Source organism: Streptomyces turgidiscabies Car8, assembly GCF_000331005.1.
Lineage (GTDB): Bacteria > Actinomycetota > Actinomycetes > Streptomycetales > Streptomycetaceae > Streptomyces > Streptomyces turgidiscabies.
The window spans coordinates 1-15,644 of the sequence record NZ_AEJB01000126.1 but is presented as its reverse complement, the minus strand read 5'-3'; the positions used below and the strand labels follow the sequence as shown (position 1 = coordinate 15,644).

The following is a 15,644-nucleotide window of genomic DNA, read 5'->3' as shown; positions in this document are numbered from 1 at the left end:
TGTGAGGCGTTCCGCCATGAGCCTGAGCATCCGCAACCAGATTCCCGGCACCGTACTCGCCGTCACCTCCGGGCAGGTCATGGCCACCGTCAAGGTCCGCCTCGACGGCGGGCAGGAGATCACCGCCGCGATCACCCGGGAGTCCGTCGACGATCTCGGGCTCGCGGAGGGGACCACGGTGCACGCCCTGGTCAAGTCCACGGAGGTCGCGCTCGCCACCGCCGTAGTCGAGGGCGTCTCCATCCGCAACCAACTCCCCGGCACCGTCGTCGACATCAGCGCGGGTGCCGCGATGGCGTCCGTCAAGGTCACCGTCGCGGGCGGCACGCTCACGGCCGCGATCACCACGGACGCCGTGCACGACCTGAGTCTGGCGGCGGGCTCCCCGGTCGTCGCCCTGATCAAGTCGACCGAGATCTCCCTCTCCACCGGGTGAGCGTCCGGTGCCGCCCGGTAGCGCACATGGCGCCGCCGCGGGGAGACCACGTCGCCCCCGGGAAGCGTGTCGCGCGAGGCGGCCGAACAGTGCCGTACGCCGTGGCGCTCGCCGTGCCGGACGGGGCAGGCGAGGGTCCGGCCGTCGGCGGGACGTCGGTCGACAGGCCGAGTAGTGGGCACCGTCGGCACCACCGTGGGCGGCTGGACGGCCTCGTGCCGGGCGCGGCACCGGGCCGCCGGAGGCTGCCCTCCGGCGGCCGGGAACGGGAGTTGCGTGCGTCAGCAGGTCGGGACGCCGGCCAGCCAGGCCCCGCCCTTGATGTAGATGTTCGTCATCCAGGAACCGTTCGTCAGCTTGGCCCAGGCGTCATTGGTGTAGCCCTCGGCCGTCACTTCCTGGGCGTGCGCCTGGCAGACCACGTTGACCGTGGTGGGCTGCGCGAAGTAGTCGACCACCCCGGCGTTGACGTTCGGCTCGCTGTGCGTACGCACCCCGGTGCCCCAGGTCTGGAACGGCTTGCTGCCGCTCGACGGCGGAGGGGTGCTGCTGCCGCCGCAGTCCGGGATACCGGGCAGCGACGCCGGGCCCTTGATGTAGATGTTCGTCAGCCAGGAGCCGTCGGCCAGCTTGGACCAGATGTCGTTGGTGTAGCCCTCGGCGGTCACGCTCTCCGCGTGCTGCTGGCACTGGACCGACACCTGGGTCGGTCCGGCGAAGGTGTCGACCACCGCGCCGCCCACGCTAGGCGTGCGGTGGGTGCGCACCCCGGTGCCCCAGGTCTCGAAGGTCGTACCGCCGTTCGCGGGCGGCGGAGTGGGAGTGCCCGACCCGTTGATCCGGATCGCGCCCGCGTAGTCGCCACCGGTGCGCACGGGCGCGACCCTGATGTGGGTGCCCGACTCGTACGCCTCGACCATCTGCCCGCCCCCCAGGTACATGGCGACGTGATGGACGTGCCCGCTGCCCCAGAACATCAGGTCACCCGGCAGCAGCGGGGCGCTGCCCTGCGAGGCGGAGAAGCGGGCCGAGGCCTGGGAGCTGTGGAACTGGTCGTCGGCCGTTCCGTTGATCAGGTCCCTGCCGGTGGCCTGCGCGTACGCGTAGCGCACGAAGCCGGAGCAGTCGAAGCCCTTGCGCTCGTTGTCGTGGAGGCTGTCGGGGTCCGAGCCGTCGTAGTAGCCGTAGCTGGCGCCCGGCGACGCGCCGTGCCCGCCGCCCCAGCTGTACCAGACGCCGATCTGCGAACAGGCGGCGTTCACGGCCGCCTGCGCGGTGGCCGACGCACCCGGAGCGAGAACGCCGCAGGTGGCGTCCTGCGCGGCTTGGGCCGGAGCGGAGAAGAACGCGGACAGGGCGAGGACCGAGGCCCCCAGGAGCGCGCCGCTGGTCCGGCGGCGCGTGCTGCTGATCATCAGAGAACTCTTCTCTTCTTCGAAGTGACGTCACCGGCCGGGCCGGAGACGGCGGTGGTGGTACGTGCCACTCCCCCACCCCCGTGGAGGGAGCGGCACGAGTCAGCTGCCGAGCGCGTCGCGCATCTTGGCCAGGCCCCGCATCCGGTTGCGCTGGACGGTTCCGCGGTGCGCGCCGAGCCGTTCTCCGGCCGTGTCGTGGCTGAGTCCCTCCAGGTCCACGAGGATCACCGCCGCGGCCTCCTTCTCGGAGAGCACACCCAGCAGCGCCAGCGTGGTCTCGGAAGCCTCGTAGGAGGCCAGTCCGCCGTCCCAGCCGGTCTCGGGCAGCCGGTCGGTGGCCTCCTCGCGGCGGGAGGGTCGCTGCCAGGAGTCACGGAGCAGGTTCAGGGCGACGGTGCAGGTGTAGGCGTACGGGTGCTGCTGGTGCGTCAGGTTCTGGGCGCGGGCCCGTCTGGAGAGCCGTAGATAGGTCTCCTGCACCAGGTCGTCGGCATCGTGCGGGTTGCCCGTCAGGGCCAGCAGCCGTCGGCGCAGCCGTGGCATGTCCGCGGCAAAGGAGGCGTCGAAGTCCTTCGGACTCATCCCGTCGCCGTCCTCGCGAGGTGGTGGCGGACAGGCGTAGGTGCTGGTGTTCACAACTGTTCCCCTCGTTCGTACGCGCGGTCGTACGGTCGTGTCGTGTCACGGCGGGCGGCTGGTCAGGCCGTCGGGCCGGGCTGGGCGGCGGGGCCGTAGCGGGCGGCCGGTGCCTGGCGCAGCAGCGCCCAGTACCGGTCTCCGTACGACCAGTGCCACCATTCGGTCGGGTAGTTGACGAAGCCGGCCGCGCCGAGGGCCCAGCCCATCAGGGCCCGGTTGGCGCGCGCCTCGGCGCTGATGCCGGGCGCCTCGGTGCGGCAGGCGCCCTCGCTCTCCTCCGGGGTCGCGTTGACCTCCGTGCCCAGCGCCAGCTCACGGCCGTCCTGGTCGCACAGCGTCAGGTCGACGGCCCCGCCGCTGACGTGCGGTGCCACCTCCGGCGGGGAGATGTACGCGCTCGCCAGTTCGCGGATCCGCTCGGGCGACGCGTCCGGGTGGGCCAGGCGCATGGTTCGCGAGTACTGCTCGAAGTAGCGGCGCTGCAGGTCGGGCGGCCGGTATCCCTCCACCACGAGGAACCTGACCCCGGCCGGCAGCAGGCGCTGGGCCCGCACCAGCCTGCGCAGCGCACCGGACCTGAGGTGGGCGTAGTGGCCGTCGTCGTCGGCCTGCCGGTGGTCGAGCCTCAGGTGGCCCGTCCCGCGCAGGTCGACCAGCGACTCACCGCAGTCGTCCTGCGTGACCGCGGCGACCCGGGCGTCCGAGAGCGTGATGATCTCTGTCACGCTCAAAGAGTCCCGGACGGCGCTGCAGATCCTCTGCAAGTTGTCTGCAAGCGGCCCACCGGAGCGCGTGCAGGCGGTGGGGGACTACTCGGCGTCCGCCGCCGGTTCCGCCGTCCCGCAGCCCAACTCCCGGAAGACCGCGTGTGCTTCGGCCCGGGCCGAGCGCGCCGCCGCCGAATCCCCCTGCGCCTCCCACACCTCGGCCAGATCCCGGACGGTACGTGCCCGCCACAGCGGCAGCCGCAGGGTCTGCCAGGCCGAAAGGGCCCGCTCCAGCGGCTCCCGGGCGCCGTCCGGATCACCGGCCGCGAGATGCCACTCGCCCAGGGTGCGCAGGACGAGTGCCTCACCGAACCGGTCCTGGCGTTCGCGGGCGATCTCCAGGCATCGGCCGAGCCGCTCGCGTGCCTCGTCGAGACGCCCCAGCCGCAACTCCGTCTTGGCCAGCGACTGTTCGGTGTACATCACCCCGAACGTGTCCCGCAGGCCCGCGAAGATCCGCAGCGCCTCGTGCAACAGCCGCTCGGCGTCCGCGAGTCGGCCCTCGGCCCGATGACACAGGGCCAGCGACCGCAGGGTCAGCGCCTCACCGTTCCGGTCGCCCTCCGCGCGGTACAGCTCCAGCGCCTCCGCGAGCACCTGCCGGGCCTGTGCGCCCCGCCCCTGTTCCCGGTGCACATAGCCGATGCCGTACAGCACCCGGGCGCGGGCACCCCGCTCGCCCGACTCCCCGTACAGGCCGAGCGCCGCGTTCAGCAGGTCCGACGCCTCGGCGTACCCGGCCTGTTCGCGTCGGGCCGTCCCCATCCCGGCCAGCGCGAGCGCCGCGCCCTCCGGTACGTCGCCGCGTGCCTCGAACAGCCGCAGGGCCTTGCTGAAGTAGGTGTACGACTCCTCGAACTCGTCCTGTTCGTAGCGCAGTTGACCCAGTCCCGCGAGCAGCCACGCCTCGCCCTCGCCGTCCCCGCTGCGGTGTACGGCGGCCATGGCGGCGGCGTGCGAGCGGGTCCAGGCGTCGAACTGGTTGTACAGCGCGGCCGAGCTCGCGATCAGCGCGCCGGCCAGGTCGCGGGCGGCTCGGTCCATACCGTTGTCCGCGCAGTACTCGACCGCCGCCAGCAGACAGGCCTGTTCGGCGGCGAACCAGGACGCGGGGCGTCCGAGCAGCTCCTCCTCCGTCTCCGCGTCGAGGGCGCGTACGGCGGCCGGCTCGGGGAAGTACCGGCCGGCCGCGCCCGGGCCCAGGGCCGCCGCCTTCCTGGCCAGGCCCAGCCAGGAGGCCACCAGCCGGAGCACGGCCGCCCTGCGCTCCTCGGCGCTCTCCTCGGACAGACAGTGTTCCCGCGCGTGTTCCCGGGCCAGGTCGTGGATGCGGTACCGGCCGCGCCCGGTGTCGTCGACGCCGATCACATCGATGAAGTGGCGGTCCACCAGCCGCTCCACCGCCTCCTCGGCCTCCAGCGTGCCGATGTCCAGCAGCGGGGCGGCGATCCACGCCGCGAAGTCCGGCAGGTCGAACAGGGCCAGCCGGCGCAGCGCCCGGCGCTCCGACAGGTCGAGGTCGGCGTATCCGAGCTCAAGGCTGGTGCGCAACTCCAGGTCTCCGGCGCTCAGTTCGTTGAGCCGGCTGCGCTGGTCGCGCAGCCGTCCGGCGAGCCGGCCCGGCGTCCAGTGCGGGCGGGCGGCCAGCCGGGCGCCGGCGATGCGCACGGCCAGCGGCAGCCGCCCGCACAGCGAGACGATCTCGGCGGCCCGCTCCGGTTCGGCGTCCGTACGGTCCGGGCCGGCGACCCTGCGCAGCAGTTCGAGCGCCTCCCCCTCGTCGGGCACGGCCAGGTCCAGATGGGCGGCGCCCTCCAGCGCCACCAGCCGGCGCCGGCTGGTGACGAGCACCGCGCAGCCGGGGCCCGAGGGCAGCAGCGGCCGTACGTGCGCCTCGCCGGCCGCGTTGTCCAGGATCAGCAGGACGCGCCGGTGCCCGATGAGCGTGCGGTACAGCCCCGTCAGCTCCTCGACCGAGGTCGGCAGGTCCTCGGGGTCGGCGCCCATGGCGCGCAGCAACCTGGCCAGGGCGTCGGCGGGCTGCAGCGGGGCGGTGTCCCCCGCGCGCAGGTCCACGAAGAGGCGGCCGTCCGGGAAGAGCGCGGACATACGGTGGCCGACATGCACGGCGAGCGCGGTCTTGCCTGTTCCGGAACGGCCGGAGAGTACGCCGATCGGTGAGGCGGTACGGCCGGTCTCGTCGACCTTGCTCAGCAGCGAGGACGCCCAGTCGATCTGCTCGGAGCGGCCCACGAAGTCGGCTATGTCCGGCGGGAGATGAGACGGCGCGGGTCTCGGCGAGGCGCCGGACGCGCCGCGCGGGGCGTCCGACGACGGCTTCGGCAGCCTCGGCCGCTCCCTCACCGTGCGCTGCGGCCCGGCGTCGCCGGACAGCTTCGCGTCGTTGGTCAGTACCGCCTGGTGCAGGGACTGCAGTTGCGGGCCGGGGTCGATGCCGAGTTCCTCGCGCAGGATCGCGCGACCCTCCTGGTACGTGCGCAGGGCGTCGGAGACCCGGCCTGTGCGGAACAGCGCGGTCATCAACTGGCCGCGTGGCCGCTCCCGCAGGGGGTTGGCGGCGACGTGCGCGAGCAGGGGGGCGATCGTCCGGTCCGCGCCGCCCAGGTCCAGGCGCAGGGCGAAGGACTCCTCCTGGGCGATGAGCCGCAGTTCCGCCAGCCGGGCGGCCTCGATCCGGGCGAACGACTGGGCGAGCCCTTCCAGTGCCTCCGGCCCGCGCCACAGCCCCAGCGCCTCGGACAGCAGGTCGGCGGCCTCCTCGGGGCGGCCGTCCGCGGCCGAGGTCCGGCCCGACGCGAGGAGATCCTCGAAACGGCGGGCGTCGACCTGGGACGGTTCGAGGTCGGCGACATAGCCGGGCGGTCGCGTCCGGACGACCGTGGCCGGGGTGACCTGGGCCAGTGCGCGCCGCACGGCGGAGACATGGGTGGCCACCAGGGCGCCCGCGGTGGCCGGTGCCCGCTCGTCCCAGACGCAGTCCACGAGCCGCTCGGTGGAGAGCACCTCACCGAGGTGGACGACCAGCGCCGAGAGGACCGCGAGGGGTCTGACACCGCCGAGCGGAGCCCGCCGGTCGCCCTCCCACACCTCCACCGGACCGAGCAGCCGCACCTCGAACATCGCTCCCCGATCGCCGTACCGTCCGCCCCGCGGAACAGGGTAAAAGATATCGGCGATCACGTGTTCGGCACGGCTGCGGCCGGACCGCCGTGACCGGATCCGGTCGATGCGGCCAACCGGTTCCACTCCCCCGCGATCACGCGGCGGACAGAGCCTGTCGGCCGTGCCGTCGGCAGGGGCCGGCGCTCCTCCCTTCTGTCACCGGTTGGCTGGATTCCGCCGCTCGGTGATTCGCGTGGCGCGCAGGAAGGACGGCTCTCCCGACGCCGTCGTATGACCGTCGGAGAAAGATCGCGAAAAGAAAAGAAACCCGAGGTCCGAGCGCATACGGATGCGGCCCGCAAGGCGTCAACCGGTCGAGAAGAACACGTCCGTTCGACAGAAGCACCCGGGAGGCGCCGCATGCACCGCTGGACCTTGGCCCTGCTGACCGCCGGTCTGCTGGCGACGACGGCCACCGGCTGCTCGGGAGACGCCGCGGCGGTCCCCGGTGCCGCCGTTCCCGGTACCGCCGACGCCGCCCCGCGCCGGACCACGGGCACCCCCCGGGAGACGCTGGCGCTCGCCGAGCAGCTCCTCATCAAGGAGTGCATGGAGAAGCAGGGGCACGAGTACTGGGTCGAGCCGCTCAGGCCCGACGACGTCTCGACCCGGTTCCCCTACGTCGTGGACGACCCGGCGTGGGCCAGGGCCCACGGCTACGGCACCGACTGCGGCGCGACCGGGAGGCCGAGGTCCGGCGCAACCCCAACCAGCGGTACTTCCACTCCAGGCCGGCGAAGGACCGGGCCGCCTTGGTGAGCGCCCTCAACGGGGCGCGGCCACAAGGGCTTTCGGCCCGGCTGCCGGGTGGCATGCAGGTCTCCCACAGCGACCAGGGCTGCCAGGCCGACGCCGAACGAAAGCTGTACTCGGACCTCCAGGACTGGTTCCGGGCCACCCGGGTCACCGAGAGCCTGGCCGGCATGCGCGTCGGTCTCGTGACGAACGACAGGCGCTACCGGGCGGCCGTCGAACCGTGGGCCCGCTGTATGCGCGGCCAGGGGCTCACGTACCCGGGCCCCGCGGAGGCCCGCGCCGCGGCCACCCAGCCGGCGGATCCGTGGCCGCACGCCAAGGAGGTACGGCTGGCCTCGGCCGAGGCGGCCTGCGCCGCATCAAGCGGTCTGTCGACCGTGGCGAAGTCCCTGGACACCGAGTACCGGGACAAGCTGCGGCGGCGCTACCCGCAGGAGACGGCCGATCTCGCCCGCCTCAAGCGCGAGGCGCTGCCCCGGGCCCGCGCGATCGTCGCCCGCGGCGACTGAGCCGGCCCGCTCCCCCAACAGACTTCCACGGCCGCCGAGCCGTGGTCGAACCATCCCCACGCAACAACGAACCAACGAAAACGAGGAACACCATGTCCGTCAAGCGTCTCTTCACCGTCGCGGCCTCCGCCGCCGCCGTCGCCGCCCTCTTCTCCCCGCTCTCCAGCGCCAGCGCACTGGACGCGGGTACGCAGGGCACCAAGTCCGTCCAGCTCGCCTCCGCGGACGGCTACCTGCACGTCTACACCCAGCCCTACGGCGGCGGCCGCGAGTGCAAGTGGCAGGGCAACTCCGACAACTGGGGCAGCTGCCGCAACCTGACCTCCGACATCTGGAACAACGGCTACGCGGGCGGCCTGGACGCGGTCGACCTGTACACGGCTCCCAACGGCGGCGGCGCGCACGCCTGCATCGGCCAGGGTGACCGCTGGTGGGACACGACGACGAACAACTACCACTTCACCTACGGCGCGGGCCTGTCCCAGTTCGGTGCCAGCGTCAACAACAACATCTCCTCGCACCGCTGGGTCGACTACTGCAGCCAGGGCTGACCCCCACCGAGCGCGCCCCGGTACTCCCGTTGACGGGCGTACCGGGGCGCTCGTACCACCGCTGACCAGCCCGGCCGCGGGGCGATGACGCCCCGCTCTCAGGAAGTTTCCGACCTGCGCTCACGCGAGCTCGATCTCGGTCGAGCCGCCACGGGGACGCCTGCCTCCAGTCGGGGCCAGTCCGACGAGGGCCCCCAGGACGGCCGTCCCGGGGATCTTGCCGGCGCCGATGGGGTCATCCGGTTGAGTTTGCGGACGCTCTTGTCGAAGGCCCGGGCGGGGACGACGCGGCGCAGCACGCTCACGCGCGCGGCGATCGAGCCGGCGGGATAGCTCAGCTTCGGCTTTGCGGCGGTCGCCGCTGCGACGATCACCTTGGCGATCGCGGCGCAGTGGGCGCTGGAGAACCTCCGCGAGCCCATGACCCTGGCCCACCTCGCCGAGCACGCCCACATGAGCCTGCGCACCTTCGCCCGCCGCTTCACCGAGGAGGTGGGCATGAGCCCGGGACGCTGGCTGATCCAGCAGCGCGTCGAGCGGGCCCGGCACCTCCTGGAGACCACCGACCTCCCGGTGGACGAGATCGCCGGCCAGGTCGGCTTCGCCGGCGGCACCTCGCTGCGTGAACACCTGCACGCCGCCATCGGCGTCTCCCCACTCGCCTACCGGCGCACCTTCCGCGGCGCCCTGTCACCCACCCCGGCGGCCGACACCGCCTATGCCGCCGTGTGAGCACCCGATCCCCGGTGTGGCTCGCGCTGTTCCCGGTGCCGTCGTCACTCTCGTCGGCACAGGCGGACGCGACCTGTCGGACCGCATGCCTCACCTGCTGGACTCCGCGAGGCGCCCGATCCGATGAGGAGGCCGACCGGGGCACGGCTTCGTGCCGCCTGCGGCCCTCGTCCAGATCCGACAGCCCGGCCCGGGACCAGGAGAACGACGGACACGACCCCACGCGGCGCGCTACATGTTGATCATGTGGCCGGCGAGGCCGTGGACGGCTTCCTTGACCGCCTCGCCGAGGGTGGGGTGGGCGTGGACGTTGCGGGCGACCTCGTGGACCGTGAGGTCCCACTGCTGGGCCAGGGTCAGCTCGGGAAGGAGTTCGGTGACGTCGGGGCCGATGAGGTGGCCACCGAGGAGTTCGCCGTACTTGGCGTCGCTGATCAGCTTCACGAAGCCCGTCGCATCGCCCAGGCCGTGAGCCTTGGCGTTCGCGGTGAACGGGAACTTGGCCACCTGGACGTCGAAGCCCTTCTCCCTCGCCTGCGCCTCGGTGTAGCCGAAGCTGGCGATCTGCGGCTGGCAGAAAGTGGACCGCGGGATCATCACGTAGTCCAACTCCATGGTCTCCGCGCCCGCGAGGGTCTCCGCGGCGACCACACCCATCGCCTCGGCGGCGTGCGCCAGCATCAGCTTCGCGGTGACGTCACCGATGGCGTAGATGTGCGGGACTGAGGTACGGCAGCGGCCGTCGACGTCGATCGCGCCGCGCTCGGTGACCTTGACGCCCGTGTTCTCCAGGCCGTAGCCGGTGACGTTCGGCGCGAAGCCGATCGCCTGCAGGACCTTGTCGGCCTCCAGAACCTGCTGGGCGCCGTCCTTGCCGGTGACCGTGACCCGGACCTGCGCACCCGACTCGTCGATCGACTCGACGCGGGTCGAGGTGAGGACGTCGATACCCAACTTCCGGTACTGCTTGGCGAGTTCGGCGGACACCTCGGCGTCCTCCAGCGGCGCGACCCGGTCCAGGAACTCGACGATCGTGACCTTCACGCCGTAGTTGTGCAGGACGTACGCGAACTCGATGCCGATCGCACCGGCACCGGCGATCACGATCGACTGCGGCAGGTCTTCGGCGAGGATCTGCTCCTCGAACGTCACCACACGCGACGTACGGCGGGTGCCGGGCAGCAGCTTGGGGGTCGCCCCGGCGGCGATGATGCACTGGTCGAAGCCGATGGTGCGGGTGTCGCCGTCGTAGTCCACCACCTGAAGCGTGTGGGGATCGACGAACGTACCGCGCCCGCTGACCTCCGTGATCTTGTTCTTCTTCATCAGGTAGTGGACGCCCTTGACGCGGCCGTCCGCGACCTTCCGGCTGCGGCGGAAGGCCTCGCCGTAGTCGAAGGAGACCTCACCCTCGACCTTGATGCCGAAGGTCTTCGCCTCGCGCGTGAAGATGTGCGCGAGTTCGGCATTGCGCAACAGGGCCTTGGTGGGGATACAGCCCACGTTCAGACAGACGCCGCCCCAGTACCTCTCCTCGACGACCGCGACGCGCTTGCCCAGTTGGGCGGCCCGGATGGCGGCAACGTATCCGCCGGGTCCCGCGCCGAGTACGACGACGTCGAAGCGCTCATCCTGCTCGTCCATGGACGGCTTCCTTTCCGCTGCGGCGGCCGGCCCCTGCGAGGGGCGGGCTCACTCCCGATCGAACAATCTCTTCATCAACACGCCGGCGGCTGCATCCGCCACCGCCCGGCCGCGGGCAACCGGTGGAGGCGACCATGTGGTCCACCATCCCAGCGGCGGCTCCCCGGATGGCACCTTCAGCGCCGCGGCGCGGTGATCCATGCCCGCTCTCGCGTCATCGACGACGGGCCGGCGCCCCGTCGGCTTCGCGCACTCCCGCCTCGGCGGCACCGAGCCTGGGAACGTCGAGGCCGAAGTCGGCGACCCGGGCCGTGCACGCCGGGTCCGCGGACGGCATCAGGCTGGACCGCGTGGACGGCACCCCGCGCCAGGAGGGATCCCGTCATCTCGTACGGGCCGGATCCGGTCCGGGCCGTCGTGGCCGGCGATCGGCCCTGCCTGTCGCGGGCGACGGCGATCACCAGGGAACAGCCACCGGGGTCCGGCTCGCGCTGCGATCCGGGAGCCGCTCGGACCAACGCTCCGGAGCGGCCCGCGCCCTCGCCGAGCGCAACAAGGATGACTGCGCGACGGATGTCCGCTGAGCCGTGGCCGAATGGCGGCGCGTCAGCTCCAGGACCTCGGAATCGGGCCCGGTGACGTCGTGGCCCTCAAGCTGACCAACCGCGTCGAGTTCGCGCTCCCGCTGTCCGCCGCCTGACGGCTCGGCGCGAGCGTCACACCGGTCGACCCGAGCATGACCGACGTCGAAGTGGGCCGACACTCCGGCACGGCAGCCGGGCGCAGCACGTTCATCACGCGGATCGCTTGCGGGCACCGACCCATCCCGTTTACGATTATGATCGTAATTTAATGGGCCGGGGCCACACTCTGGCCACGCCCTCAGCGCTCTTGTCATCTCCCCTCCACTTCACCGGGAACCTTCATGGACCTCTCCGCCAGTACCGCCCTTGTCACCGGCGCCAACCGGGGATTCGGCCGGGCCCTCGCCGCCGAACTGCTCAGCCGCGGTGCCACCGTCTACGCCGGCGCCCGCAACCCCGACCAGGTCGACCTGCCCGGCGCCAAGCCGATCGCACTCGACATCACCGACCCCGCCTCCGTCGCGGCCGCCGCCGCTGCCACCGGTGATGTCACGGTGCTGGTCAACAACGCGGGCTCCTCCACCGGCGCCGACCTGCTCACCGCCGACCTGGACGACATCCGCCTGGAGATGAACACCCACTTCCTCGGCACCCTGACGGTGGCCCGCGCCTTCGCACCCCAGATCGCGGCCAACGGCGGCGGGGCCATGCTGAACGTCCTGTCCGGCCTGTCCTGGGTCAGCTTCCCGGAACTGGGCGCCTACTGCGCCGCCAAGTCCGCGGAGTGGTCGCTCACCAACACCCTGCGGGTGCAACTCGCCGACCAGGGCATCCGCGTCGCCGGCCTGCACGTCGGTTACATGGACACCGACATGGCCAGAACCGTCGACGCGGCCAAGTCCGACCCCGCCGACATCGCGCGTATCGCCGTGGACGGCATCGCCGCCGGCGCCTACGAGATCCTCGCCGACAACGCCGCCCGCCAGGCGCAGGCAGCGCTGTCCGGGGGCGTTTCGGTGCTCTACCCGCAACTCCCCTGAAAACAAGCCCTCCAGGAGCCGCCGACGAGACCCGGGAACGCCGGCGCTCCCCGCAGGTGGGTCAAGGAGGCCCGCGCCGGGGCCCGAGAATTCAGCGCACTTGCCGGCGGTTCCGGCGGTTCCGGCTGTTCCGGCTGTAACCGAGCCCCCTCCCGTGTCTCCCCCGCCCGCAACCGACACCGGTGCTCCACGTCCCGCCGCGCCAACCGCGCGAAGGCCCACCCCCACCAGGCCCGGGCCAGACGCAGCGAGCACACCTCGGGGGACCGAGCCCACGCCGAGCCCCTGGCGCGACCGCACTCAAACTCACTCGGCGGCCCGCAGACGAAACGCCGGGCCGGGGGTGCTCTCAATCTCTTCCGGCTGTACGGCGTGGCCCTGTTCGCAGCGGATCTGGGCGTCGACGTGCGCGCCGCATCCTCGGTGGCGGGAGAGCATGGCCGGGCCCTCCGGGTCGGCGCGGTAGCGGTCGCCCCACTGCAGGAGCCCCATCACGGCCGGGACCAGGTCCGTGCCCTTGGGCGTGATCACGTACTTGGGACGGCTTCGCGAGCCCGGCTCCTTGTAGGTCTCGGTGGCCAGGATCCCTTCCTCCACCAGCATCTTGAGCCGCGCCGCGAGGAGGTTGCGGGGACAACCGAGGACGCGTTCGAACTCACCGAAACGGGACGATCCGTACCAGACCTCGCGAAGGATCAGGATCGTCCACTTCTCCCCCACGACCTCAAGGGTCCGGGCGATCGAGCAGTTCGACGTGTCCCGGTCGAGTCGGGGGTCCATGCCGGCGTCCCGCAGAGCTTCGGTCGTTACATCCATGAGGGTGATTCTAACCTCTCCTGAGTTTACTTATCCATACTCAGCTAGTAGCATCGCAGTCGGCACATCAACCCGGCCGCACGCGAGACACGGGCACACAGGGGGACCAGCCCGATGAATCGCATCAGCCACCGAAACACCGCGCAGAAAGGCGGCCGACATGAAGGCCTTCGTCGTCGAGAAGTACGGCAAGGACGGCGCGCGCGCCGCGGAGGTACCCGAGCCCGTCGTCGGGGACCGCGACGTCCTGGTCAGAGTGAGCGCCGCCAGCATCAACCCGCTGGACAAGATGGTCCGCAACGGGGAGTTCAAGCAGCTCCTGAAGTACAAGACCCCGTTCGTGCTCGGCCACGACGTGGCCGGCGTCGTGACCCGGGTCGGCTCCGCCGTACGCGGCATCGAAGTCGGCGACGAGGTCTACGCCCGTCCGCGCGACCTGCGGGTGGGGGGCTTCGCGGAGTTCATCGCGATCGACGCGGACGACGTCGCGCCCAAGCCGGCCTCCCTCACCCTGCAGGAAGCGGCCGCGGTACCACTGGTGGCCCTGACCGCCTGGCAGATCCTCGTCGAGCGCGCGCACGTGAAGCCGGGGCAGAAAGTGCTCGTCCACGCCGGAGCCGGCGGCCTCGGGTCGACGGTCATCCAGCTCGCCAAGCACCTCGGCGCCACGGTGGCGACGACGGCGAACACCAGGTCCGAGGACCTGGTCAGAAGCCTTGGCGCCGACGTCGTCGTCGACTACACCAAAGAAGACTTCTCCAAGGTGCTCTCGGGCTACGACCTGGTGCTGGACTCCCTGGGCGGGACGAACCTCGAGAAGTCTCTGACCGTACTCAAGCCCGGCGGCCTGGCCATCAGCGTCGTCGGCCCGCCCGACGCCGCCTTCGCCAAGCAGCTCGGCGCCCCCGCCGTCATGCGCCCGGTCATGAGCGTCCTCAGCCGCAAGGTCCGCAAGCGGGCCAAGGCACTGGGCGTGCGCTACCAGTTCCTCTTCATGCAGGCCAACGGCTCCCAACTACGCAAGCTCGGCGCCCTCTACGACAGCGGGAAGCTGCGCCCGGTCATCGACAGCACCTTCCCGTTCGACCGGACACTCGAGGCGATGGCGCACGTCGAACAGGGCCGCACCAAGGCCGGCAAGGTCGTGGTCTCGATGGTGCCCGACAACCACTGACGCCGGTGCAGGTCACGGACCCTCCGTCCGGCACGATCAGCAGAGGGGGCGACGACGCTGTCGGCGATCCGATGGTGACTGTGACCACGGCCGCGGGGAGCCGCCGTTCGACCACAGAGGACTGCCGTGGTCCGTCTACGGAGGACTGCTGCTCTGCGTCCTCCCCACACGACAGCCGGACCTCAGGCCGCCGATCCGCAACGGAGGTGTTCCGAGCACAGCCGGTACCGCGTTCGGCCGCCCGAAGGGGACGGTCGCGCCACAGAATCCGGAGCCTCCACGTCCCGCCGGCGACCTCAGAACCCCCTCGACGGGGCGGTTCGACGTGCCCGGATCGAGAGAGAGTCCACACCGATGCCCCTCAGAGGGCTGCTCACGTCCATGAGGATGACCGCAACCCCACCTGGGTTTATTTTTCTATACTCAACTAGTAGCGTCATGGTCAGCGTCAGCACATCGCCCCGGCTGCCGCGGGAGAACCCCGCACGGCACCCGTCTTGAGAAGGAGCGCCCTCATGGGAGTCAGCAGGGAAGCACACGAGTTCGCGGAGTTCCTCGCGAGCGTGAGCGCGAAGTCGTCGACACCTGGCCTCGACCTGGCCGTCATCCGCGACATCGTCGACTCCAACCACAAGGCATCGACCGAGCCGGAAGGCGTCTCCTACGCCGAGGTCGACGCGGACGGCGTCCCCGCCCTGTGGGCCATCCCCGAGGGCGCCGGCCCCGACCGCGCGCTGCTGCACTTTCACTTCGGCGGATCCGTCACAGCGTCCATGCACTCCGACCGCAAGGCCGCCGGCCACATAGCGAAGGCGGCCGGTGCCCGCTCCCTCGTCGTGGACTTCCGCCTGGCACCCGAACACCCCTACCCCGCTCAGCTCGACGACGCCGAAACCGCCTACCGCTGGCTGCTCTCGCAGGGTTACCAGCCGCAGAACATCGGCAGCACCGGCCACTCGATCGGCGGCACCCTCGCGGTGATGCTGCCGCTGCGCCTGCTCGCCAAGGGTGAGGCCACGCCCGGAGCGATCGTCAGCGTCTCCCCCTGGACCGACCTCACACTCGGCAACCCGGCCGTGGACGCCAACGAGACCAACGACAAGATGCTCAGCCGGGGCACGCTGGAGCTCTTCCGGGGCGCCTGGCTGCAGGACGCGGCCGTGGACTTCGCATCCCCCGAGATCAGCCTCGTAAAGGCCGATCTGACCGGCCTGCCGCCCACACTCGTCTACTACGGCGAGTACGAGACCCTCGCCGACGACGGCGCCCAGCTCGGCCGCCGCCTCGCGGACTTCAAGGTCACCACCGAGAGCCACGCGATGCCCGAAGGGCAGCACTCGTTCGTCCTGGGCGCCGGACGCGTACCCGAGGTGGACCAGGCCATCGGGCAGATGG

General features: G+C 71.4%; 14 protein-coding genes and 1 pseudogene. 9 read left to right on the top strand and 6 right to left on the bottom strand.

From position 1 onward, the window contains the following. Nucleotides 1–16: 16 nt before the first annotated feature. Nucleotides 17–436 (top strand): TOBE domain-containing protein, encoded by a 420-nt coding sequence (locus STRTUCAR8_RS07850; protein WP_006375020.1) that lies wholly within the window; start codon nt 17–19, stop codon nt 434–436. A 281-nt stretch (nt 437–717) separates the two neighbouring features. Here the strand turns inward: STRTUCAR8_RS07850 and STRTUCAR8_RS07845 are convergent, their stop codons facing one another. The 4 genes from STRTUCAR8_RS07845 to STRTUCAR8_RS07830 all read right to left on the bottom strand — a co-directional run bounded on the left by STRTUCAR8_RS07845 (nt 718) and on the right by STRTUCAR8_RS07830 (nt 6,401). Further along, nucleotides 718–1,854: a C40 family peptidase gene (locus STRTUCAR8_RS07845; protein WP_086025732.1), complete on the bottom strand. Its 1,137-nt coding sequence runs from the start codon at nt 1,852–1,854 to the stop codon at nt 718–720. A 99-nt stretch (nt 1,855–1,953) separates the two neighbouring features. Beyond that, entirely contained in the window at nt 1,954–2,490 is a 537-nt protein-coding gene (locus tag STRTUCAR8_RS07840; protein WP_006374993.1) for an RNA polymerase sigma factor, read from the bottom strand. A gap of 62 nt (nt 2,491–2,552) precedes the next feature. Further along, nucleotides 2,553–3,218, bottom strand: a complete 666-nt coding sequence (locus STRTUCAR8_RS07835; RefSeq protein WP_006374981.1) for a M15 family metallopeptidase — start codon at nt 3,216–3,218, stop codon at nt 2,553–2,555. A gap of 84 nt (nt 3,219–3,302) precedes the next feature. Beyond that, nucleotides 3,303–6,401: an AfsR/SARP family transcriptional regulator gene (locus STRTUCAR8_RS07830; RefSeq protein ID WP_006374989.1), complete on the bottom strand. Its 3,099-nt coding sequence runs from the start codon at nt 6,399–6,401 to the stop codon at nt 3,303–3,305. Between the two features lie 402 nt (nt 6,402–6,803). On the opposite strand from STRTUCAR8_RS07830, the gene STRTUCAR8_RS54005 reads away from it, so the two are divergent. From STRTUCAR8_RS54005 to STRTUCAR8_RS07810, 4 genes and pseudogenes are all read left to right on the top strand, one after another. Next, nucleotides 6,804–7,202: a hypothetical protein gene (locus STRTUCAR8_RS54005; RefSeq protein WP_006375000.1), complete on the top strand. Its 399-nt coding sequence runs from the start codon at nt 6,804–6,806 to the stop codon at nt 7,200–7,202. Beyond that, nucleotides 7,199–7,708, top strand: a complete 510-nt coding sequence (locus STRTUCAR8_RS54000) for a hypothetical protein (RefSeq protein WP_241784680.1) — start codon at nt 7,199–7,201, stop codon at nt 7,706–7,708. Before STRTUCAR8_RS54005 ends, STRTUCAR8_RS54000 begins: the two co-directional genes overlap by 4 nt. A gap of 92 nt (nt 7,709–7,800) precedes the next feature. Then, nucleotides 7,801–8,259: a hypothetical protein gene (locus tag STRTUCAR8_RS07820; RefSeq protein ID WP_006375012.1), complete on the top strand. Its 459-nt coding sequence runs from the start codon at nt 7,801–7,803 to the stop codon at nt 8,257–8,259. Between the two features lie 378 nt (nt 8,260–8,637). Beyond that, nucleotides 8,638–8,991: pseudogene (locus tag STRTUCAR8_RS07810) on the top strand (helix-turn-helix domain-containing protein); the annotation flags it as partial. A 231-nt stretch (nt 8,992–9,222) separates the two neighbouring features. On the opposite strand, the gene lpdA reads toward STRTUCAR8_RS07810, so the two are convergent. Then, the gene (gene lpdA, locus STRTUCAR8_RS07805) at nt 9,223–10,635 is read right to left on the bottom strand and encodes a dihydrolipoyl dehydrogenase (RefSeq protein ID WP_006375019.1); all 1,413 of its coding nucleotides are present in this window, start codon (nt 10,633–10,635) and stop codon (nt 9,223–9,225) included. Between the two features lie 350 nt (nt 10,636–10,985). On the opposite strand from lpdA, the gene STRTUCAR8_RS07800 reads away from it, so the two are divergent. After that, nucleotides 10,986–11,219 carry a hypothetical protein gene (locus STRTUCAR8_RS07800; protein ID WP_143666574.1) on the top strand — a complete coding sequence of 78 codons (234 nt, stop codon included), beginning with the start codon at nt 10,986–10,988 and terminating at the stop codon, nt 11,217–11,219. 341 nt (nt 11,220–11,560) lie between these two features. Beyond that, nucleotides 11,561–12,259, top strand: coding sequence for an SDR family oxidoreductase (locus tag STRTUCAR8_RS07795; protein WP_006375003.1), 699 nt, complete (start codon nt 11,561–11,563; stop codon nt 12,257–12,259). Between the two features lie 306 nt (nt 12,260–12,565). On the opposite strand, the gene STRTUCAR8_RS07790 is transcribed toward STRTUCAR8_RS07795, so the two are convergent. After that, nucleotides 12,566–13,039 carry a winged helix-turn-helix transcriptional regulator gene (locus STRTUCAR8_RS07790; protein ID WP_044471820.1) on the bottom strand — a complete coding sequence of 158 codons (474 nt, stop codon included), beginning with the start codon at nt 13,037–13,039 and terminating at the stop codon, nt 12,566–12,568. Nucleotides 13,040–13,235: 196 nt separating this feature from the next. On the opposite strand from STRTUCAR8_RS07790, the gene STRTUCAR8_RS07785 reads away from it, so the two are divergent. Next, complete coding sequence (locus STRTUCAR8_RS07785) at nt 13,236–14,249, top strand: NADP-dependent oxidoreductase (protein ID WP_006375004.1); 1,014 nt, start codon at nt 13,236–13,238, stop codon at nt 14,247–14,249. Nucleotides 14,250–14,764: 515 nt separating this feature from the next. Continuing rightward, nucleotides 14,765–15,644: alpha/beta hydrolase (locus STRTUCAR8_RS07780; RefSeq protein WP_006374998.1), on the top strand; the 880-nt coding region annotated here is incomplete at its 3' end.

Excerpts from the sequence above, each read along its gene's own strand:
- STRTUCAR8_RS07850 (WP_006375020.1), top strand. The coding sequence starts at position 17 with ATGAGCCTGAGCATCCGCAACCAGATTCCCGGCACCGTACTCGCCGTC.
- STRTUCAR8_RS07830 (WP_006374989.1), bottom strand. The coding sequence starts at position 6,401 with ATGTTCGAGGTGCGGCTGCTCGGTCCGGTGGAGGTGTGGGAGGGCGAC.
- STRTUCAR8_RS54005 (WP_006375000.1), top strand. The coding sequence starts at position 6,804 with ATGCACCGCTGGACCTTGGCCCTGCTGACCGCCGGTCTGCTGGCGACG.
- STRTUCAR8_RS07820 (WP_006375012.1), top strand. The coding sequence starts at position 7,801 with ATGTCCGTCAAGCGTCTCTTCACCGTCGCGGCCTCCGCCGCCGCCGTC.
- lpdA (WP_006375019.1), bottom strand. The coding sequence starts at position 10,635 with ATGGACGAGCAGGATGAGCGCTTCGACGTCGTCGTACTCGGCGCGGGA.
- STRTUCAR8_RS07795 (WP_006375003.1), top strand. The coding sequence starts at position 11,561 with ATGGACCTCTCCGCCAGTACCGCCCTTGTCACCGGCGCCAACCGGGGA.
- STRTUCAR8_RS07790 (WP_044471820.1), bottom strand. The coding sequence starts at position 13,039 with ATGGACCCCCGACTCGACCGGGACACGTCGAACTGCTCGATCGCCCGG.
- STRTUCAR8_RS07785 (WP_006375004.1), top strand. The coding sequence starts at position 13,236 with ATGAAGGCCTTCGTCGTCGAGAAGTACGGCAAGGACGGCGCGCGCGCC.